Source organism: Psychrobacter sp. JCM 18903 (genome assembly GCF_000586475.1).
Classification (GTDB): Bacteria; Pseudomonadota; Gammaproteobacteria; order Pseudomonadales; family Moraxellaceae; genus Psychrobacter.
Map to the genome: position 1 here is coordinate 1 of NZ_BAWJ01000011.1, position 19,985 is coordinate 19,985.

Here is a 19,985-nt window from a genome sequence, read left to right on the forward strand (position 1 = left end):
AGGCAGTGGTAACAACTTAACGAGCGTGAGCCGTTTTATCAAGTGGTGGCAAAATGAAGTGTATTGCATACGTCAGTAGAGTGCCTATCAGTGATCGCACTATTCGAATGCCTACTGGGTTATCAGACATCGTTAGCGTCTCTCGTAAGCACAATCCAAAATCGCAAATTACGGGTATCATCTCTTACCGTGAAGGTCAGTATCTGCAAGTGCTAGAAGGCCCTTATCTGGAAGTAGACAAGTTAATGAGTAAGATAGCTTCTGATCCTAGACATGAAGATCTTTGGGTGTTTTTGGATGTGCGCGTGATCAAACGCAGCTTTCATAATTGGGCTGTGAGCGTGTTTGATTTTGTGGATCAAGGCAACTTTTTTAATGCGTTCATTGAGAACAATAGCGCTGTGTTAAACAGCTTTGATGAGTCTCAACAAAGACGTATTCAACCGTTTATTGATATAAAAAAATCTGATACGGTGCCTGAAAAGTATTATGAAGGTAAGGATTTAAGATTGCTGGCATGGCCTGATCTCAACAATGAAAGCCAGCCGCAGATGATTATGAACCTGTGTATCAAATTGACTAAAAAGCCTTATTCGTTTAATGCACTAGCGGACAGTGGTGAGTTTGGCAGCCATCACCAAGTCACACAGATTATCAGAGAGTTTGATCGTTTAGGTTTATTGAGTGTCACAGAGCCAGCACCGATACATGAGCAAACCGTAAATGAGAAAAAACCTAATAAATTTTATGGTGCGATCAAAAAATTCTTAGGAATGAGGTAAAAAATTGAATTATCAGAAGCTAGCAATCATTGGGGAAGTAGGTGCTGGAAAAACTCGGTTGGTCAAAACCCTAAGCGAGATAAGCCCCATCGAAACAGAAGCAAAATCTAGTATTGATATCGGTAAAGAGTACACGACGGTCGGCATCGATTATGGGCGCATCACTCTGTCTGACGATATGGCGCTAGGTATTTACGGTGTGCCAGGTCAAGAGCGTTTTTCTTTTTTATGGGAATTCGTCAATCAGTCGCTATGGGGATTGCTCATTTTGATTAGATATGGCGAGACACCCGATTATGCCAATTTGGATAAGCTATTACACTTTTTTGCACCAGAAAAAAATCAGACCACGTGTATCATTGGTATCACTCATTGCGAGGATGCTGACAAAGATAGTCTTTCAGCACTGGGACAAGAAATAAGAGTGATGTTGATGCAGCATAATGTGGTGGCACCCGTGCTCCATACAGATCCTAGAAATAGAGAGTCCGCCGTGTCTCTGTTGTCATTATTTAATACCCTTAATAATCAAGACTAATGCCAGATATGACTATGTTAAAAGAAAAATTAGACGAAAAATCACCAGCAAAAATAGCGTTATTAAGCCACATGAAAGCATTGTGTGATGCCAATAGAGAAGTCATATTGGTTAGCTTATGCACCACAGATGGCTTTCCCATTAGTTGCTTTTCGATCAGTGAATTGAGCAATCAAACGGACAAGTTTGCGGCGATGAGTAGCACGCTATCAGCGCTGAGCGATTCATCCGCGAGTCAAATGAAGCAGGGTAAGTGCGACATCACTATTGTTGAAGCCACTGCTGGGAATATGCTATTTGTCAAAACTGACTATATCGGTAAGCCGTGTGTATTGACCGTGGTAGCGCAGAATAAGATGGCACTAGCAGAAGCAAGATATAAGACCAAAAAATTGATTGGTGTCATTTCTGCTATCACTGAGTAAGGCGCATAAGTAACTAAGATTGCTGGATTCGGTAGGCTATAAGCGATAATTCAACTGTGATAGACATGTGATATTATTTGCGTGATCAAATATCGACACTGTATTCAGATATCGACCTTGTATAAAGGTAATGCATTGACCTTTGACGGCCATATCTACCAAAAACGCACCATTAGCGGCATTAATTTTGCCATGAATCGTGTGATTGTGCCTTCTTCGTCAGTCAGCTCTAGGTTGCTTCTTTTGCCAAGACCATATTGTAAAAATTCATGATTCTCCAAATCTGCTAGCGTCTCAAGTAATCCCATCCTGCTCAGATAATCGGGACTGGCACAGAGCGAATAACGAGTCAGCGCCAGCCGTTTTGCTTGGTCGCTGGAATCTTGCAGCTCTTAATGCGAACGGCGAGCTCATATCCTTCTTCGATTAAGTCAATGTGTCGATCAGAAAAATCCAACTCAACGTTTAGGACGGGACAGCCAGTGCTGTATCTATCGGTGATGGCGCGTAATGAAGAATTTCTATAATACATTGCGTAGAGGCTAGAGGCTTGTCGCGTATTAACTATCGGGCGAATAGATTGAATTTATGCTGTTGGCTCTATTCTAAAATGAATGGTTCTATTCTGAAGTAAACGGTTCTGCTGTGGCTATTTGACGCTATATTTACAGTGTTATTGTTCTGAAAGTTAGAGTAATTAATTACAGTCAATAATTTTTTTGATAGCTTATTTTTCATAATTTGTTCTTTGATAGCGTAATATACAAAGCACCACTTAACGGATTGTTGAGCGGTGCTTTTTTGAGTCAAAATATCAGTTTTAGATAGTGGTTTTTTAGGTACTAATTCTAACGGTACTGAGCTTAAAGATACTATCAAGGATAAATAGTTAGGCTTGGCTTTTTTTACGACCCATCAAGCTATTAGCTACCCATGCTGGACCAATTAATAAAAATTGTAAGTCTTCAAAAAATGAGGGTTTTTTGCCTTCAATTTTATGACCAATGAACTGTCCAATCCAAGCAACCACAAAAACAGCTGCCCAAACCTTAAAGCCCCATGGTAATAATGCCATTACTGACAAACAAATAAGAATAAACATTCCCATCGCCAAGAATAACGGCGTGGATAGACGCATATAAAATAACAATACCAACGCGCTAAGTACCAAGGTAAACCAGACTGATAGCGACATGCCCATGCCTAACAGGCTGACAAATATCGTGGGAACGCATAGCCAATGGATCTTCTTATTGACTAGGTTTTGATGACTGACAGAATATTCACTAAGCCATTGCTCAAGTGTGAGTTTAGACAGGCGTTTTTGCTGAGTACGAGACATACTAACCTCCATGTTAGTAGATAAATTGAAAAATCTCTCCTATCAGTTGTAGCACTAATTGAGCCAGTCCACCACATTATCTGATAGACGGCACAGTCAAAACCTATAGCGCTATCAACATATTTACCAATATCTGCGAGCTCTTTGGTTTTATTCTTTTAAGATATCAGCGCTTATGTGTCATACAAGATAACCGTTAACCTTGTTCACTGCGCTGCCATTCATACAAACCAATAAAGGCGTTTATTTGATATATCATGGTTTGAATGGCAAAAATGTAATTGCCTGACATTAGATTGACGATGAGCCAGACAAAGTTAACGATAATCCATAACCACCAGTTAAATGAATAGCGCAAAATCATCGCGGCTTGTGCAGTAATGGAGAGGACAAAAGCAATGACGTTGATCCAAAAGAAGGAGATAAATCCTAGGAATTTACTATTATCATCTTCAACCACTGCATAGCCATAGCTGGCGAGTAAATTATTTACCGTGGGGAAAAGTGCGAGACCAATAATAATAAAGGCGGCGGTAATCAACCAAACCGCTTTGCTCGCCGCCTTTGGTATCATGTCGCCATCAGGATCGGTATGTTTTGACCAATAAAAAATACCGTAGACATGGGTGAAAAAGTTGAAAAGTGGCGCGAGCATCAAACCGACTGCACCAGACGTCGCCTGCACGACGACTTCTCCCGCAGTCGCTGCCATTCCCAGCCCGTTGCCCATAACGTTTTTGCGAAATGATAGCGAAACCACACAGACCAAACCAACGAAAGACACGCCCAAATAAAACATATCAAGTGTGGTGTGTTCTGTCGTGAGCCAAAAACCTGTGGATAATGCTATTACCCCGCAAATGAACCAAGTGACAATCCATTGCATCGCCCACTTTCCAGTAATATTATCTAATAGCTGAATACGCATAAAGCCTTTTTCCTTAAAGTATTAAAACTACAATGAGTTCTTATTTTATTTTTTAGTATCATATTATTTTTGTATTATCGCTATTCTTGCCATCGCTATTTTTACCCTGTCGTCTATCTACCATAAACATACTGATCGATAAGCAGCAGCGCTTGCTGATAACGCGCATCGTAATCTGGCTGATCAACATGTGTGGTTTGATATCATGACGAGCAAAAATATCGACAAGACGTCGCTCAAAGCGTCCACGCGCCTCAGGCGTGCCCAATGAGCGCATGCCATCATCAATCCATGGCGTATTGTTATCTAGCATAATGGTATGATCCAAGCGAAACTCATCGATACAAGCCGCCACAAAAGGATGGCTGCGACCTTCATATTCTTCACAAAATGCTTGAGTGGTCACAAAATCGGTATCAACGATGGTGACAGGAGCGGTCGCATTAGCCGCCGCATCTCTTATAGCTTGAGCATGCTGAAGGGCAATCGGACCATAGTCATTGTATTGTAGACCGACTTCACTACCGCCCAAATCTGTACCGACATATAAGCGTCCCATCTCTAAAGCAAAGCTGGCGCCATAATAATTGGCCAGTTTATGCACCAATGTGGTCTTGCCTGAGCTTTCACCGCCGACAATTGCCACCGTTTTGGTATAGTCGCCGCGCGCTTGGGGATGAATAGCTGACCAATGCGCGACTGGATTACGAGCGATGGCATAAGAATCAAACTCAGGCTGTAACGGGGTCGTGACGACTGGTATCGATAATCGCTCATAGACATCACTCTGCGCCAATGGGTGGTTTTCTGCGACAAACAAGACTGTATCTGCTGGTAAGTCGAGCGCTGTCGCTAAACGTTGTAGTTTGGCATTGCTGGCTGGAATGTTGATTGTCACATCAACGAAGCTATCATGTAGCGGCAGCTCAATCTCATGAGTGGTATGAATCTGGATAAATGGCAAATCAGCACACGCCATCTGTAGCCAACGTGCTTTGTCTTGCAAAGTAATGTCAAAGTCTAGATGCGGTGCTGGATGCGCCATAATGATAATATGCAAGGTTTTCGCTTGTCCTGCTGCAGCCAATATACTGCGCATTTGACCTAAATGTAGTGGCTCAAAATGTCCAATCATCAATCCTGACTCGTACATAGCTTTCCTTAATTTTTAGTCATGCTTCATCGCACTAATTTTATCGATAGACTTCTAGGATATCTGCTATTTACCAGCATGTTATAAAGGTTTAAGGCGATTTACAGGTAGGTTATTGTAAAGGGGTGTTTTTTTATACGACTTTTTTCTGATAAAAATATGACCAAGTTATTAATTTAACTGTGATTGTTTGAGTATCTCACCATTTCTGAGATTCCATTTACACAATATCTATGTGCTGAAAATGGCTAAGTATTGAATTTGTAACAAGATGTGTAATATGGCAGCAACAAAGCTAATTGTGAAACATTTTGAAATAACTATTTAAAATCAGCAGTTTATGAGGTTTTATGACAGATTAGGGCAAGCTTGGTTAGCATAAACTCACAAAGTACGTCTATACGTTCAACAGATAAATATTAAATAGTTGCTATACTTATTCATAAGTTAAGAAGGCTAAGCAGCTTCCTGACTACAATCGGAATAAAAACAGAAGAAAAAAAGCAGAATTTCAAATAACAATAGAAATGATAGAGAGGTATTTGATTTGGCTAAACTAGCAAAACTACATCGCTCACAGAACAATCGCATGATAGCAGGTGTGATGGGCGGCATTGCCGAATACGTTGGCTGGTCACCGACTTGGGTGAGAGTATTATTCGTGATTATCTCATCCTTGAGTGCAGCAGTACCTGGCATCTTAATTTATATAATTTTATGGATAATCATGCCAAAAGCGACTAGTGCGTCTTACCAATAAGATTTTTTTATATTTGCTCGTATCTTTTTAATAGCTTAGTAGCAGTACCATTTTAATATTATCATTTTGATAGCATCACTATCGAGATTAGCTCAGATAGATTTTTAGCAAAAAAAAGAATAGCAGTTCGACTAAAAAACAAAAAGCCTGACTTATCAGGATACCAAAGACATACTTTTCCTCCTGCCCAGATGCTCGCGCATTTGGGTATTTTTTTATCTGCTACTTTTGTGCCTCCTATATTGCAGCAGTTTGATTATAAATGAGCCTTATAACGACTCGTTTAGGTCTGCAGCATAAATTTAATTGATGTAAATATAGATAAAATAGTCAATTTTTAGTAAGGTGAGCAGGCAAATAGAGTCGTTGCCGAATAGGCTATACGAGTGCTATCAAAACTTTATTTATAAATATCCATTCCACAGTGGCTTTACTATGAAAACCCAAACTATGACATCCCAAGCGACAACTCCGATGATAGAAAATACAGACCCTCAACCGATGACGTTTCAGGATTTAATTCTAACCCTACAGAATTATTGGGCAGATAAGGGCTGTGTTATCTTGCAGCCTTATGATATGGAAGTCGGCGCGGGTACTTTTCACACCGCGACATTTTTACGCTCGTTAGGTCCTGAGCGTTGGAATGCTGCCTATGTGCAGCCATCGCGTCGTCCAACCGATGGTCGCTACGGTGATAACCCAAACCGTTTGCAACATTATTATCAATTCCAAGTGGTACTTAAGCCAAATCCACCCAATATCCAAGAGTTGTATTTGGACTCGCTAAGAGCCATTGGTATCGATCCACTGGTGCACGATGTGCGTTTTGTTGAAGACAACTGGGAGTCGCCAACGCTGGGTGCGTGGGGACTAGGCTGGGAGATTTGGCTCAACGGTATGGAAGTGACGCAGTTACGTACTTCCAGCAAGTAGGCGGCCTTGAGTGTTTTCCAGTGACCGGCGAGATTACCTACGGTCTTGAGCGCTTGGCAATGTACGTGCAGGGTGTTGACAGCGTTTACGATTTGGTCTGGGCAGATGGTGAGTTTGGTCGCGTCACTTATGGCGATGTTTTCCATCAAAACGAAGTTGAGCAGTCGACTTATAACTTTGAGCACGCCGATGTGCCAATGATGGGTCAGATGTTTGATTTTTATGAGCAGCAAGCAGATAAATTGGTTGCCGAAGGTTTGCCATTACCTGCTTATGAGATGGTACTAAAAGCTTCGCATGCCTTTAACTTGCTCGATGCGCGCGGTGCGATTTCAGTGACCGAACGTCAGCGTTTTATCCTACGTGTGCGTACGCTTGCCCGTAAGGTTGCCATTGGTTACGTTGAAGCACGCGCAAAATTGGGTTTTCCATTGGCAGACGAAGCACATCGTCAGGCGGCGCTTGATAAGTATTTGCCAAAAGAACAAGCCGCTGAGAATACAGAAAGCAATCAAGCTATTGATAACAACCAATCTACTAATAACAATAAATAGGAGCATCCCATGAGTACTATTCTATTTGAACTGGGGTGTGAAGAGCTACCTCCAAAAAGCCTAAAGCCACTACGTGATGCGCTACAAGCGAGTGTCACCGAACAATTAAATGAAGCAGAAATCAGCTTCGATAGTATCAAAGCCTTTTCTGCACCGCGTCGTTTGGCGCTTCAAATTCAAGGTATTAGCGACAAGCAACCTGATCGTAGCGAGCAAAAAACGCGGCCCTGCGATTAAAGCTGCCTTTGATGCGGAAGGTAATCCAACACGTGCAGCGATGGGTTTTGCAAAAGGCTTAGGTATTGAAGCCAGCGAGTTGATAACGATTAACACCGACAAAGGTGATTATGTCGGTTATGAGCAAGTCATTCATGGTCAAGCAACTACTGAACTGTTAGCTGCCATTTTCCAGACAGCACTAGACAATTTACCGATTGCTAAGCGTATGCGTTCAGGTGCCAGCCGCAATGAATTTGTGCGTCCAGTCCAGTGGGCAGTGCTGATGCAAGATAGTACTGTCATTGATGCGACTATCCAAGGCCATCAGACAGGCACGCAAACTCGTGGCCACCGCTTCCATAGTCCTAACTATCATGAGATTGCGCACGCCAATGACTACGAAGAATTACTAGGCAGTTTAAAAGTCGTGGCTGATTTTGATAAGCGTCAAATGCTGATCAAAAACCAAGTCAAAGCGCTAGCAGATGAAGTCAATGCTGATGCTATTGTGCCGCAAGATTTGTTGGATGAAGTCACCGCATTGGTTGATTTCCCGATTGCGCTACGAGCAAGCTTTGAGCCGCGTTTTTTACAAGTGCCGCAAGAAGCGCTTATCTCGACCATGCAAGCGGATCAAAAGTATTTTTGCTTAACTGATAAAGCAGGCAAGTTGCAGCCTTACTTTATTTTTATTACCAACATTGAGTCAAAAGATCCTAACCAGATTATCGAAGGTAATGAGAAAGTCGTGCGTCCGCGTTTGGCCGATGCCGAGTTTTTCTTCTTACAAGACCAGAAGCAGCCATTATTTGCGTTGACAGAAAGCCTCAAAACTCGTGTCTTCCAAGACAAGCTGGGTACGATTTGGGAAAAATCTGAGCGTATTGCCAAGCTTGCCGCCTTTATTGCCGCCTTGATGCAACAGCAAGGTCAGCAGATTGATATCGATGAAACGGTGCGTGCGGGTATTTTGTCAAAAGCCGATTTGGCAAGCTCGTTGGTCGGTGAATATCCTGAATTACAAGGTATTGCAGGCACTTATTATGCACGTTTGAATAATGAGCCTGAAGCAGTGGCTGCCAGTTTAGAAGAGCAGTATTTGCCAAAGTTCAGCGGTGATGTACTACCACAGACGCCAATTGGCATTTGCTTAGCATTAGCAGATCGCTTAGATACGCTAGTGGGTATTTTTGCCATTGGTCAAGCGCCGACTGGCTCAAAAGATCCGTTTAGCTTACGTCGTTCAGCAATCGGTATCTTGCGTATTTTGATTGAAAAGCAGTTGCCCATTAATCTAGTAGCGTTGGTCGAGCAAGCGATTAAAGGCTATAGCTCTGGCGATGGTAGTAAAATTGCAAGATGGGTGATACCTTTACTCAAGTCATGGCGTTCTTAAACTCGCGCTATCGGGCGATGTATACTGAGCAAGGCGTTAGCGTCGACACCATTCAGGCAGTACAGGCGATTAATCCGCATATGCCGCTTGATTTTGATCAGCGTATTCGCGCCGTTCAAACGTTTAGCGAATTACCACAAGCCTCGATGTTGGCTGATTCAAACAAGCGTGTTGCCAATATATTAGCCAAGTCAGAAGTGAGTGTCGCTGATAATGTCGATGAAGCGCTATTGTCTGAATCTGCCGAGCAAAGTTTATACGGCAGCGTACGTCAAGCACAGACAGCGGTGCAACCATTGCTTGAGCAGGCTGACTATACACAAGTATTGCAAACGCTGGCCAGCTTAGATGAGCCGTTGACCCAGTTCTTTGATAATGTGATGGTCAATAGTGAAGACGCTGCCCTGAAAAACAACCGCTTAGCGCTGCTTAAGCAAGTACGCGCATTGTTTTTAACCGTCGCTGATATCAGTGAGCTGCAGCTATAGTTTCACTAATATAAATCGCTCACTTTATTTTCTGTTTAATATAAAAACTGGCCCGCTATGGCCAGTTTTTTACACCGTATCATGGCATTTATTGATAAATTACCATGATAAATAGCTAGGCAATTAACTCGCTAAAACATAGCACTATTGTCAGTATTGCTGGTTAAGTTATACTGTTCAGACGTATTGAATAATCCGCCAAGCGGCTTTTATCATTCATAGCGCTTACTCATATTCAAAGGAGCACTGCCGTGTTTGCTGTTATCATTATCATCATCGTTATTTGGATAGTAATGTGGGGGTTTTATAAATTTATGTACCCGCGTGCGCCCAAAAGCATGATGCCAAAAAAAGGGGATGTGATCACACCGCGTCAGTGCAATTTTTGTGGCAACAGCTTAGCTGAATACCGCGGCGTCCTTGAAACCAAGCCCAACTTGGCTGCAAATAGTGAGAGTGCTATTGGCGAAAACCAAGCATTGTTTTTTTGCAATTATGAGCATCAAGCAGATTTTCATGCAGGTAAGGTTTATAACCCTAACGTATAAACAATTAGATTATGGCTTGGGCATAAAAAAGCGCTTGGCTCATCAGAGCGAAGCGCTTATTGTTTCGTCGCGTAATATGCGCTTATAAAACAGACTGTGCGTCTTTCATAATTTTATTTAATAGCGCTTCAGATTGTTTGTCTTGCTGTAGTCGATCTTCATCGCTTCTTTGATTGGTGTGTATTTTTTCATACAAATTCAAGCAGCACAGTACTAAGATACTTTCTTGACTGAGGCTTGGCGCATCTCGTTTGAGATCTAGTGCATGGTTATTGATATACGAGACAGCTGAGAGCAGCTCTTCTTGTTCGTGTACTGGGCAATAAATAGGATAAGTGACACCCGCAATTGCAATATCAACCTTTTTGATTTGTGGTTCAGGGATAGTGGTTTTCACAGTAGCACTCGACGTATTTGAACCAGTTGCAGCGACTGGTTGTGGTTTAGAAGAAATATTCTGCTGTTGGCCATTTTTCGGCTGTTTTTCTATAGAGTTTTTGTGGTCATCGGTCATGATAAATCCTACAATGTCTGGTCAGTAAAATGAGTAATATAAAATATTACCGTTTTGATTTTGTCGGTTTCATTAGCAAGTAGTAATGATCGGTCATCGTTTATTGCTATTCCTGATCAGCCTTCTACTTGATCGATGTGGGTTAAGCGTTTTAATACAACTTGTGTACGCTCAGCTGCCAATTGATTCTTTTTCTGCAGCTCACTGTTTTGCTGTTTAATATCGCTATATTGCTGCTTTAATTCATTGTTTTGTTGCTGTAACTGGCTGTTTTGTTGTTGCAATTGGCTGACCTGTTTTTGCAGTTTGTCTTGCTCTTCGCCTATCATATGATGCGCTTCAGCCAAGCTTTGGTAGCGCTTGTCGAGATCGTGCAATTGTTTTTTGGCACTGTCGCGTTCGCTATGGCTAGTGTTGAGCTTGGTCGTTAATGCTGCAAGCTCTTTAGGGTCGCTAACAGGATGCTGTTTGAGGCTGCTAAGTTCAGCACTGACAAGCTGATACTGTTTTTTTATGTCGAGTATCATTTTTTCTAATATTCTAAGTTGATCATACATAGTCAGTTTTTATCCTTAACAAGTAAGCGTGAATGAATTTTGTTCTCTGCGTTTAATAATGCCATAGGTGACCGCATAATATCTATATCAACAAAGTAATTACCTATATTAGACGTTGTTTGTTTATTTTTATTAGCCATGGTTTGATTGATAATATCAAGCGATGTCTCACACCTATTTTATCCGTCTGTTTTTATTTTTTAAGCAATATTTTTTAAGCAATAATCAATCACTAGGACCTCTATTATGAATGACAATATATCTGGCTGGAATACATGGCTGACTGCTTTTGATGACTGGACTGACGTCTCTATCAGCGAAGTGCATGGCTTGATGACAGGGCTGATGACTGCCTGTAATGCGCCTGATGAGCAAGTATGGGCTAAGGTCTTTGAGGAGCTCAGTTTTGCGCCTTTACCTGACGAGGCATTGACACTATTAACAGAAGAAGCGGAAGACACGGTTTTTCAGCTTAAAGACAAAGACGATGCTTATTCTTATACGCCATTAGTGCCAGATGATGAACATGATTTGTACGAGCGCGTGATGGCATTGAAACAGTGGGCAAATGGTTTTATGACGGGTTTTGGGATTACCGACTGTGGTCTCAGTGGTGACGAAAATGAGATGCTGTCTGATTTGGCTAAAATCGGTGGTATTCGACTAGAGGATGATGAAAACTTTGAAGGTGGCGAAGAGTCTTATCTGCATATTTATGAGTTTGCGCGCATGGTACCAGTGAGCTTTGCCACCCGCAAGCGTAAACCTGTTAAAGATATTGCCCTGATTGCTGGACTGGCTATCGATGCCAAAACCACCAAAGAGCTGCAGGCAGAAGGCAAGTTACCAAAGCCAATGCCGCCAGTCGTTGATGCGATGAATCAAAACCGTCCTTCATAATAAAGACGCCATCGTAAGAAGCAATCTGTCATAAAAGCCAACTTATCATCCATGCTAGGGCGTGTCCTCAATCTAAGAGAAAGCGACTAAATGGGCTAAAAATAGTCAAATCTTGCAAAACTACGTCAAATAGCTGGTTAATGTCCCGATATTATCTGCGCTATTTTTCTGATTTGGCTATCATTTATCTCATTTTTATCACCATTTTCAAAATGAGGACACGCCCGAGTATTTTCTAAAAAGATATGAGAGATTTTAAGGGTCATTACTGGCGCTTAGGTAATAGAAGAGAGATTATGATGATTACCGCTAATGATATGATGTATTTGCGCCGCTGCGTAGAGCTTGCTACTGAAGCTTTAGAGGCGGGCGATCAGCCATTTGGTAGCGTATTGGTCGACGGCGATGGTCATGTGCTGCATGAAGATCGTAACCGAGCCAATTCTGTCGATGCTACTTATCATCCTGAGATTGCCGTTGCCAAATGGGCAGCAGCAAATATGACAGCGGAGGCGCGCGCTAACGCTGTGGTTTATACCTCAGGCGAGCATTGTGCCATGTGCTCCGCTGCTCATGCGTGGGCAGGGCTTGGTCATATTGTTTATGTCAGCTCATCAAAACAGCTTGGCGAATGGATGGAGGAGATGGGCGTGACATCAACATCACCAATTAACTCATTAAGTATTCAAGAAGTAGCACCAAATGTATCAGTACAAGGTCCGATTGCTGGATTAGATGCAGAAGTAAAGGCGCTGCAACAGCGCGCATTTCACAGACGCTAACGCTTTCTATGTTTACCATTCCAGAAATTGCAGTAGCGAAAAACGAGTGCGAATACTACATCTAGTGGGCTTGGAAAATTTAACATCGCTAACCGTATTTCTAAAATCGGTATTATATCGTGATAAGGATATTTCATGACTTCGAACAATAATAATCAGCTCAAAAATACATCTTACCCTGCGCATAGTATCGATTGGCTAACGCGTTTGATTGCTTTTGATACGGTCAGTCGCCATTCAAATTTAGCCTTGATTGAAGATGTGCAAGCGTACTGTGAACAATTAGGTTTGATAGTAGATTTGACTTTTAATGAAGCCAAAAACAAAGCCAATCTATTCGTTACTGTGCCAGCAGGGGCAAACGCTGACGAAGTCAATCACGGTCTGGTGCTATCTGGTCATACCGATGTAGTGCCAGTCGACGGGCAAGCATGGACATCAGAGCCTTTTACCGCGACGATACGTGGCGATAAGCTATATGGACGCGGTGCGTGTGACATGAAAGGCTTTATCGCTTGTGCATTGACGTTATTACCACGCGCTGTGCAATTATCAAATAGCGGTCAGTTACGTCGTCCACTGCATTTAGCATTGTCATTCGATGAAGAAGTAGGCTGTTTGGGTGCGCCATTGATACTGGCAGATTTGAAAGCGCGTGGTATCACCCCTGATTATTGTATCGTCGGTGAGCCAACCAATATGACGATGGTTGTGGCACATAAAGCATTGCCGTTTATCGTTGCCGCGTCCATGGTAAGTCTGCGCATTCGTCATTGACCGCCCAAGGTGTCAATGCTATCAGCTATGCCAGTCGTTTGATTGGTTATGTCGATGGATTGGCGGAAGAGATTAGTCATCGCAGTGATAATGATGCGCTGTTCGATGTGCCTTATTCCACATTGTCTGTAGGCACGATTCGAGGTGGTACCGCGACCAATATTGTGCCTAATTTGTGCGAGTTTACCTTTGACTATCGTAATCTGCCGCATATGACACAAGAGGATATTCTTGCACCGATTCAAGCGAAAGTGGCAGAATTAAATGCCCAGATGCAAGCACGTGCTGCCGATACCGGCATTGAGCTGATGCAAGAAGAAAGCGTACCGGCAATGACTGATAACGACAGTGCTGAATTGCAATCGTTAATAGCCGCTCTGACTGGAGATAAAGAGCGTCATAAAGTGGCTTATGCAACTGAGGGCGGGCAATTTACCAATGCTGGCATCCCAACGATTATCTGCGGTCCCGGTAGTATTGAGCAAGCACATAAAGCCGATGAATACGTTAAGCTGAGTGAAATTGAGCGCTGTGATGGTTTTTTACAGAAGTTATTAGACAGCTGTACGATCAATTGATGGATTAAATCAGCAAGTGTTCCTTTCTGTTATCAGCAAGTGACGAGTTAGCAGAAGAGACACCGTCGTTATGGCGGTGTTTATTTTTTAGCAGTTTGGCATTACTGTGATAAATTTTTATAAATAATAAAGTAGGGGTTGGTCGATGTCTTGGCATCTGTTTGCAGTATTCTTTGCAAGTACGTTTTTTATTTCAGCGACCCCAGGTCCCAATATGCTGCTCGCGTTTCAGTATGGCATGAACTATGGCGTAAAGCGCACATTGTGGACGCTGGCAGGACTGAGCCTTGGGTTGTTTATTTTGCTGCTATCGACCCTACTTGGACTCGATGTGATTAGTCGCCAGTCGCCTTGGTTGTTGACAGTCATTAAAGCAGTGGGTGCGGCTTATTTAATCTATCTGGGTATTAGCTCTTGGCGTGATGCAGGCAATGGCAGCTTGATGAGTGATGCTCGTGAAATGAGCGAAGAAGTCGCGGCTGAATATTCTCTTTCTGGCAGTGAAGATACAGCTGGTACACCGCAGCCTCGTTCGCTCTCAAGCGCAGCGGTGAGAATCTCGCCAAGCAATGTGACCTTGTTTCGTACAGGTATTTGGGTATCGCTATCTAACCCCAAAGCCATCTTATTTTTTGCCGCTTTCTTCCCCAAATTTATCAATTTTAGTGCGCCGTTATGGCCGCAATATATTCTATTAACGGTAGGGTTGTTCTTAAGTGAAACAATTTGGCAAATCGTTTATACCTTGGGTGGTACAAAACTGGCAAGTTGGCTCGATGTTGGCAATCGTTTAGCGTGGCTAAATCGTGGTTGCGGCGTCATATTTATCATCATTGCAGCCGCTTTATTGGCTGAAGTTATAAATAGTTTTATGGTTTAAAGAACGAATCTAGCAGGTTACGTTTTATCGGCGCTTTCTACGTGAGTTTGACAAAAGTAATTCACCCTGCACACTGAGACAGGTAGCTTAGTTTGATCTATTAGGTATTTTATGATTGGGCAGATGATCGTATGTTAAATATTGAGATAAAAATTTTAAGTGTTAATGAGCTTAACGATTTCAGAACTATCAGACTTTCAGCTCTAGAAAAATCTCCAAGAATGTTTGGGTCTACATATGTAGCAGAAGTAGCAAAACCACCAATTTTTTTTGAAAATTGCTTATCAAGTTCAACTGTATTTGGCGCCTATCATAAAAATAAAATCATAGGTTTAGCCACCTTCACACAAGAGACGGGAATAAAGTTTTCGCATAAAGCGTATCTATCCAGTGTATTCATTGAACCTGAATTCCGAGAAAAAGGCATAGCAAGTCAATTGCTTAGGGAAGTTGTGGAGTATAGTAAAAAATATGTGGAACAAATTTTACTTACTGTAGCTGATGATAATAAGCCTGCTATTAATTTCTATAAAAATTTTGGTTTTCAAACTTATGGAATAGAACCAATGGCATTGAAAGATAATGAGGAATATATTGATGAGATCTTAATGAAGTGTTTTGTGTTATAGCACTTTTATTGTGTTCATAAGTCAATATCTTAATATGCCCTTATAGCAATCATTTCGAAAGTTAAGTATCGTTTGCACTCTCTTTGAGAGCTTGATAAAACTAACCCACTTTATGAATAAAAAAGCCGCTCACTATAAATAGTGAACGGCTTTTTTATTTTTACTCAAACTTATAATTTAACGGTTACGCCAATACTTCTATTAGCTCACCCTTGACCATATGTGGACTGACGAAATCAGTAATACGTACGCTCACGAGTTTACCCAACATCTCATCCATTTTCTCGACATCATGAGGGAACATAACTGTACGAGTGTTATCTGCCGTGCCGATTAAGCAGTCAGGATGACGGTTGGCAACTTGTTCCACCAAGACACGTGTCGTGGTGCCGACCATCTCATGCGTTTTCGCAAGTGTCGAATCAATGATGACTTTTTGGAATTCAGCCAAGCGTTCTTTTTTAGTTTTGAAACTCACGTCATCTGGCAACTCAGCGGCTGGCGTGCCCGGACGTTTAGAGTAGATAAAGCTGTAAGAGTGATCGAAATTCAGTTCTTTTGCCAAGTTCAATGTATCTTGGAAGTCTTGATCGGTCTCACCAGGGAAGCCAATGATAAAGTCGCTTGATAAGTGAATATCAGGACGAATGGCTTTGAGCTTATTAATCTGATTGATATAGACATCAATCGTGTGATTGCGCTTCATCGCTGCAAGATAGCATTTGAGCCACTTTGAACAGGCAGATGCAAGTGAGAAACCAGCTCTGGCAATTGTGCATAGGCATCAATAATGTCATCAGTGAACTCTAGCGGATGGCTGGTCGTATAGCGAATACGCTCAACACCATCGACATGCGAGACATAATGTAACAGCTCAGCGAAACGGCAAATACTGCCATCGTCTTTTTCACCGCGATAGCCGTTGACGTTTTGACCCAATAGGTTGATTTCACGCACGCCTTGCGCCGCTAAGCTATCAATCTCAGCCAATACGTCATCGAGTGGACGTGATAACTCTTCACCGCGGGTATAAGGAACGACGCAAAATGAGCAATATTTTGAGCAACCTTCCATGATGGAGACAAAGGCTTTAAACCCTTCCACTCTTGGCTCAGGCAAAAAGTCAAACTTTTCGATACTCGGGAATGACACATCAATCGTACCGATACGGTTTTTAGGCGCGATTTCACGCTGCTCATGTGATTGATCATACAGCTCTGGCAGACGGTGCAAGGTTTGCGGGCCAAACACCATGTCGACGTAAGGCGCACGTTTTTGGATATTATCGCCTTCTTGTGAGGCCACGCAACCACCGACGCCGATGACGAGGTCAGGGCGTTTTTCTTTTAGTTTGCGCCAGCGGCCCAATTCTGAAAATACTTTCTCTTGCGCTTTTTCGCGGATAGAGCAGGTATTCATCAGCAGCACATCGGCTTCATCGATATCGTGTGTGACTTCCATACCGTGTGAATCACCGAGCACGTCCAGCATTTTGCCAGAATCATAGACGTTCATCTGACAGCCTGCGTGGTGACGAAGACTTTCTTAGTCGCTGTTTTGACAGGTGCTTGGGCTGAACTTGATTCTTTGAGTGCAGTGACAGCAGGTGCAGTAGCGGCTGTTTCAGCGACAGCAGTGTCATCGATGCGGGGATTAAATACAGTAACACTCATAAGGATAAGTCCATGATTGACTAAAAATATAGCGTGATAGGTGATTAACAGGTGGCGTATTTTATCACAACCCTATGACAATGTGAAAAATTAGCAGAGTCAATTGTTGGTCGTTATGATCAATTATTTATAACAGTATCAATTATTTACTGCTGCTAGTAACGCGTTTGGCAAAAATTATGGCTTGCTATCACTTCTATGTTACACCGTGCTATCGTATTTATTAACAAAAGGTAAAGGTGATGGTTGAAAGTGCAACGAGTATAGTATGATGAATGCGACCATATTAGCGCGATTAATTAAATCGCGATTTACGCCGTTTTGGCATTGTTATGCTAAATATATTATTTAGCCAAATCATTTGGACACATTACAAAGAGAGTCAGTATGACAAAGCCGCAGGTTGCTCATAGCATCAAGGATAGAGAATCTATTAAGCAAAATGAAGATGTAAAACGAATGAAAGCAAGGACGCTACGAGTCAGTGCGTTAAGTTTGGCGACAGCAGTGAGTGCGCTAGGATTGTCACAGGTGGCTTGTGCTGAGCTGACGTGGGGCGAAGAGGACAGTTATCAGCAAGAAGGCAGCTATCAACAAAACAGTGGCTATCAGTCAGACAATGGTGTGAGCTCATTTACAGCAGCGGCAATTGCGGCAGAACGCGGTGATGTCAGTGCCTTATACAATTATGAGCAAGCGATGAGTGGCGGTTTGTTTGCTATGTATCCCACTTATTGGCGGATGAATTTAGATCTTAATTCGCAAAGTTCGGCGGCAGTATCACAGTTTGTGCGTCAATATCCAAATACGGTGATGGCAGAAAAGTTGGTGGCGGATTTTGCTGAGACCAAAGCAGGCTCCAATGATTACGCCTCAGTACGCCAAGTTGCGAATTTAATTACCAATGCGGATGCCAGTGAGCGCTGTGCGGTTGCGCTTGGGTTCAATAATGGCGGCGATACTATGCGGGCTATGGCAGCCAAGTCTGAAGTTTGGTTGACGACCAAAAAGCAGCCAGCTTTGTGTGACCAGCTCGCGATGGAGATGAATAATAACGCGCTGATTAGCAATCAGGATCGCGCGGCGCGGCTCAAGCGTATGCTACGCAAAGGCAAAACGGGTGACATTATGGCATTGTCATCACGTTTAGGAACGCCCATTGCTTATTCAGCATTGAGTGAGATTCAACTGAATCCGTCTGCTTTTTTTAGCCGTTTTAGTCGAGAACCTGCAAGTCAAAACAATCAATACTTATATCTATATGCCATGGGACGCGTTGCTGATAAGTCTTACCGTGAAGCTGCATTACAGTTAGATTTTGATGTTAAGCAAGACAATCAGCGTTCAGTTAAATTATTGAATGCGGAGACTCGTCGCTATGCGTATCGCATCCTTGGGGTGCAACGTATGAATCATAATACGGATGATGGTTTTAATGCTGAGGCGGTTGACTGGTTTCGCAATAGCTTAGACGAAGATTTTAATTTTGAAGAAGCCGAAGATTATGCCATGGCAGCGATTCGTTTTAGCCGCTGGGACGATGTGGTCGAAGCCATCTCAAAAATGGAGCTGAAACCCAAAAAAGTGACCAGTGGCAATATTGGCTGGCTCGCGCTTACGAGCAATCAAGCGATGCTAACAAGCGTAATACTGCTAAAAAAATGTATCAAAACTTGGCAAAAAATAATGACTATTATGGCTTAATGGCAAAGGATAAAGTGGGTCAGCGTTTTGATGCCAGTCGTTTGGGTGGTAATAACTTACCAAATGTCAGTACCGCTGATCGCGCACGGGTTATGCAAGATGCCAACTTTGCGCGTGCTTTTGCTCTATATAATGCTGACGCCAGCCGTGCCTATGCCAATCGTGAATGGAACTGGGCGGTAAAGCAGGCGCGCGACAAGCGTGATGATAACTTGATTATTGCCGCTGCTCGTCAAGCCTATGATATGGCTGGCTCGACCGAGCAATTTATGCCGTTGATAATACTGATAGAGTAGACAGCTTAGCGTTATCACATCCGATGCCGCATCAAGATGCAGTCGTACGTTATAGTCAGTCTGCTGGTATCGATCCTGCTTGGGCTTATGGCATCATGCGTCAAGAAAGTCGCTTTGTTGCATCAGCACGCTCAAATGTTGGTGCCAGTGGTTTGATGCAGGTGATGCCTGACACAGCAAAATATATTGCTCGTAACTTAGGTGAGACCTATAGTGCCAGCCGTGCCAATAGTGGCGATACCAATATTCGTTATGGCACGTGGTATATGGGTGATATTTTCGGTAAGCTAAACCGTCAACCTGTGTTGGCAACGGCTGGCTATAATGCGGGTCCGAACAATGCCAAGCGTTGGCAACCAGTATATGGTTCGCTCGCAGCCGACCAGTACGTCGAGTCGATTGCCTTTCCTGAAACCCGTAATTACGTTAAACACGTGATGGAAAATGCCACCATTTATAGCAGTCTATTAGGTCGTAGTCAGCCTATTAGCCAGCGCATGGGCACGATACCTGCCGCGTTCTAAAATGCTAATGTATAAATTAAAAAACCATTCGTGAGCAATCATTAATGGTTTTTTATGTCACTTTTGATCGTGCAATCAAAACTAGTTTTGTCTTGACGCGAT

General features: G+C 42.7%; 16 protein-coding genes and 5 pseudogenes. 13 read left to right on the plus strand and 8 right to left on the minus strand.

From position 1 onward, the window contains the following. Positions 1 to 53 precede the first annotated feature (53 nt). From TT12_RS15530 to TT12_RS08850, 3 genes are read left to right on the plus strand one after another with little or no spacing between them, the layout of a single operon-like run. Positions 54 to 782 (plus strand): BLUF domain-containing protein, encoded by a 729-nt coding sequence (locus TT12_RS15530; protein ID WP_201605203.1) that lies wholly within the window; start codon positions 54 to 56, stop codon positions 780 to 782. Between the two features lie 4 nt (positions 783 to 786). Further along, positions 787 to 1,320, plus strand: a complete 534-nt coding sequence (locus TT12_RS15535; RefSeq protein ID WP_060491787.1) for a GTP-binding protein — start codon at positions 787 to 789, stop codon at positions 1,318 to 1,320. Between the two features lie 8 nt (positions 1,321 to 1,328). Next, the gene (locus TT12_RS08850; protein WP_140412966.1) at positions 1,329 to 1,745 is read left to right on the plus strand and encodes a roadblock/LC7 domain-containing protein; all 417 of its coding nucleotides are present in this window, start codon (positions 1,329 to 1,331) and stop codon (positions 1,743 to 1,745) included. Between the two features lie 155 nt (positions 1,746 to 1,900). Here the strand turns inward: TT12_RS08850 and TT12_RS15540 are convergent, their stop codons facing one another. The 5 genes from TT12_RS15540 to nadR form a co-directional block, all read right to left on the minus strand. After that, on the minus strand, positions 1,901 to 2,053 hold the full coding sequence (locus TT12_RS15540) for a hypothetical protein (RefSeq protein ID WP_201560489.1): 153 nt from the start codon (positions 2,051 to 2,053) through the stop codon (positions 1,901 to 1,903). 41 nt (positions 2,054 to 2,094) lie between these two features. Continuing rightward, the gene (locus TT12_RS15545) at positions 2,095 to 2,277 is read right to left on the minus strand and encodes a hypothetical protein (protein WP_201605204.1); all 183 of its coding nucleotides are present in this window, start codon (positions 2,275 to 2,277) and stop codon (positions 2,095 to 2,097) included. Between the two features lie 357 nt (positions 2,278 to 2,634). Then, positions 2,635 to 3,087, minus strand: a complete 453-nt coding sequence (locus tag TT12_RS08860; protein WP_045454229.1) for an Mpo1 family 2-hydroxy fatty acid dioxygenase — start codon at positions 3,085 to 3,087, stop codon at positions 2,635 to 2,637. A 196-nt stretch (positions 3,088 to 3,283) separates the two neighbouring features. Then, on the minus strand, positions 3,284 to 4,015 hold the full coding sequence (pnuC, locus tag TT12_RS08865; RefSeq protein ID WP_045454057.1) for a nicotinamide riboside transporter PnuC: 732 nt from the start codon (positions 4,013 to 4,015) through the stop codon (positions 3,284 to 3,286). 58 nt (positions 4,016 to 4,073) lie between these two features. After that, complete coding sequence (gene nadR / locus TT12_RS08870; protein ID WP_243443534.1) at positions 4,074 to 5,168, minus strand: multifunctional transcriptional regulator/nicotinamide-nucleotide adenylyltransferase/ribosylnicotinamide kinase NadR; 1,095 nt, start codon at positions 5,166 to 5,168, stop codon at positions 4,074 to 4,076. 547 nt (positions 5,169 to 5,715) lie between these two features. Here nadR and TT12_RS08875 point away from each other — a divergent pair. From TT12_RS08875 to TT12_RS08890, 4 genes and pseudogenes are all read left to right on the plus strand, one after another. Further along, a complete protein-coding gene (locus tag TT12_RS08875; protein ID WP_045454060.1) occupies positions 5,716 to 5,928 on the plus strand; it encodes a PspC domain-containing protein in 213 nt (70 codons plus the stop codon). Between the two features lie 501 nt (positions 5,929 to 6,429). Continuing rightward, a pseudogene (glyQ, locus tag TT12_RS08880) lies at positions 6,430 to 7,418 on the plus strand (glycine--tRNA ligase subunit alpha). A gap of 9 nt (positions 7,419 to 7,427) precedes the next feature. Further along, positions 7,428 to 9,521: pseudogene (gene glyS / locus TT12_RS08885) on the plus strand (glycine--tRNA ligase subunit beta). 251 nt (positions 9,522 to 9,772) lie between these two features. Further along, positions 9,773 to 10,069 (plus strand): hypothetical protein, encoded by a 297-nt coding sequence (locus TT12_RS08890; protein ID WP_045454062.1) that lies wholly within the window; start codon positions 9,773 to 9,775, stop codon positions 10,067 to 10,069. Between the two features lie 82 nt (positions 10,070 to 10,151). On the opposite strand, the gene TT12_RS08895 is transcribed toward TT12_RS08890, so the two are convergent. Together TT12_RS08895 and TT12_RS08900 are read right to left on the minus strand one after the other, a co-directional pair. Beyond that, a complete protein-coding gene (locus TT12_RS08895) occupies positions 10,152 to 10,583 on the minus strand; it encodes a cell division protein ZapA (RefSeq protein WP_045454066.1) in 432 nt (143 codons plus the stop codon). Between the two features lie 116 nt (positions 10,584 to 10,699). After that, entirely contained in the window at positions 10,700 to 11,140 is a 441-nt protein-coding gene (locus tag TT12_RS08900) for a hypothetical protein (RefSeq protein WP_045454070.1), read from the minus strand. 246 nt (positions 11,141 to 11,386) lie between these two features. Here TT12_RS08900 and TT12_RS08905 point away from each other — a divergent pair, with 246 nt between their 5' ends. The 5 genes and pseudogenes from TT12_RS08905 (at position 11,387) to TT12_RS08925 (ending at position 15,686) form a co-directional block, all read left to right on the plus strand. After that, positions 11,387 to 12,040 (plus strand): UPF0149 family protein, encoded by a 654-nt coding sequence (locus TT12_RS08905; RefSeq protein ID WP_045454074.1) that lies wholly within the window; start codon positions 11,387 to 11,389, stop codon positions 12,038 to 12,040. 296 nt (positions 12,041 to 12,336) lie between these two features. Further along, positions 12,337 to 12,822, plus strand: coding sequence for a nucleoside deaminase (locus TT12_RS08910; RefSeq protein ID WP_243443536.1), 486 nt, complete (start codon positions 12,337 to 12,339; stop codon positions 12,820 to 12,822). 135 nt (positions 12,823 to 12,957) lie between these two features. Beyond that, positions 12,958 to 14,177: pseudogene (argE, locus tag TT12_RS08915) on the plus strand (acetylornithine deacetylase). Between the two features lie 145 nt (positions 14,178 to 14,322). Beyond that, on the plus strand, positions 14,323 to 15,057 hold the full coding sequence (locus TT12_RS08920) for a LysE family translocator (protein WP_045454077.1): 735 nt from the start codon (positions 14,323 to 14,325) through the stop codon (positions 15,055 to 15,057). Positions 15,058 to 15,188: 131 nt separating this feature from the next. Continuing rightward, a complete protein-coding gene (locus TT12_RS08925; RefSeq protein WP_045454080.1) occupies positions 15,189 to 15,686 on the plus strand; it encodes a GNAT family N-acetyltransferase in 498 nt (165 codons plus the stop codon). 184 nt (positions 15,687 to 15,870) lie between these two features. On the opposite strand, the pseudogene miaB reads toward TT12_RS08925, so the two are convergent. Then, a pseudogene (gene miaB / locus TT12_RS08930) lies at positions 15,871 to 17,359 on the minus strand (tRNA (N6-isopentenyl adenosine(37)-C2)-methylthiotransferase MiaB). A gap of 387 nt (positions 17,360 to 17,746) precedes the next feature. On the opposite strand from miaB, the pseudogene TT12_RS08935 reads away from it, so the two are divergent. Next, positions 17,747 to 19,883: pseudogene (locus TT12_RS08935) on the plus strand (lytic transglycosylase domain-containing protein). The last annotated feature ends 102 nt before the right edge of the window (positions 19,884 to 19,985 follow it).

Coding starts and splice junctions, on each gene's coding strand:
- TT12_RS15530 (WP_201605203.1), top strand. CDS start 54: ATGAAGTGTATTGCATACGTCAGTAGAGTGCCTATCAGTGATCGCACT.
- TT12_RS08850 (WP_140412966.1), top strand. CDS start 1,329: ATGACTATGTTAAAAGAAAAATTAGACGAAAAATCACCAGCAAAAATA.
- TT12_RS15540 (WP_201560489.1), bottom strand. CDS start 2,053: ATGGGATTACTTGAGACGCTAGCAGATTTGGAGAATCATGAATTTTTA.
- TT12_RS15545 (WP_201605204.1), bottom strand. CDS start 2,277: ATGTATTATAGAAATTCTTCATTACGCGCCATCACCGATAGATACAGC.
- TT12_RS08860 (WP_045454229.1), bottom strand. CDS start 3,087: ATGTCTCGTACTCAGCAAAAACGCCTGTCTAAACTCACACTTGAGCAA.
- pnuC (WP_045454057.1), bottom strand. CDS start 4,015: ATGCGTATTCAGCTATTAGATAATATTACTGGAAAGTGGGCGATGCAA.
- nadR (WP_243443534.1), bottom strand. CDS start 5,168: ATGTACGAGTCAGGATTGATGATTGGACATTTTGAGCCACTACATTTA.
- TT12_RS08895 (WP_045454066.1), bottom strand. CDS start 10,583: ATGACCGATGACCACAAAAACTCTATAGAAAAACAGCCGAAAAATGGC.
- TT12_RS08900 (WP_045454070.1), bottom strand. CDS start 11,140: ATGTATGATCAACTTAGAATATTAGAAAAAATGATACTCGACATAAAA.
- TT12_RS08905 (WP_045454074.1), top strand. CDS start 11,387: ATGAATGACAATATATCTGGCTGGAATACATGGCTGACTGCTTTTGAT.
- TT12_RS08910 (WP_243443536.1), top strand. CDS start 12,337: ATGATGATTACCGCTAATGATATGATGTATTTGCGCCGCTGCGTAGAG.
- TT12_RS08920 (WP_045454077.1), top strand. CDS start 14,323: ATGTCTTGGCATCTGTTTGCAGTATTCTTTGCAAGTACGTTTTTTATT.
- TT12_RS08925 (WP_045454080.1), top strand. CDS start 15,189: ATGTTAAATATTGAGATAAAAATTTTAAGTGTTAATGAGCTTAACGAT.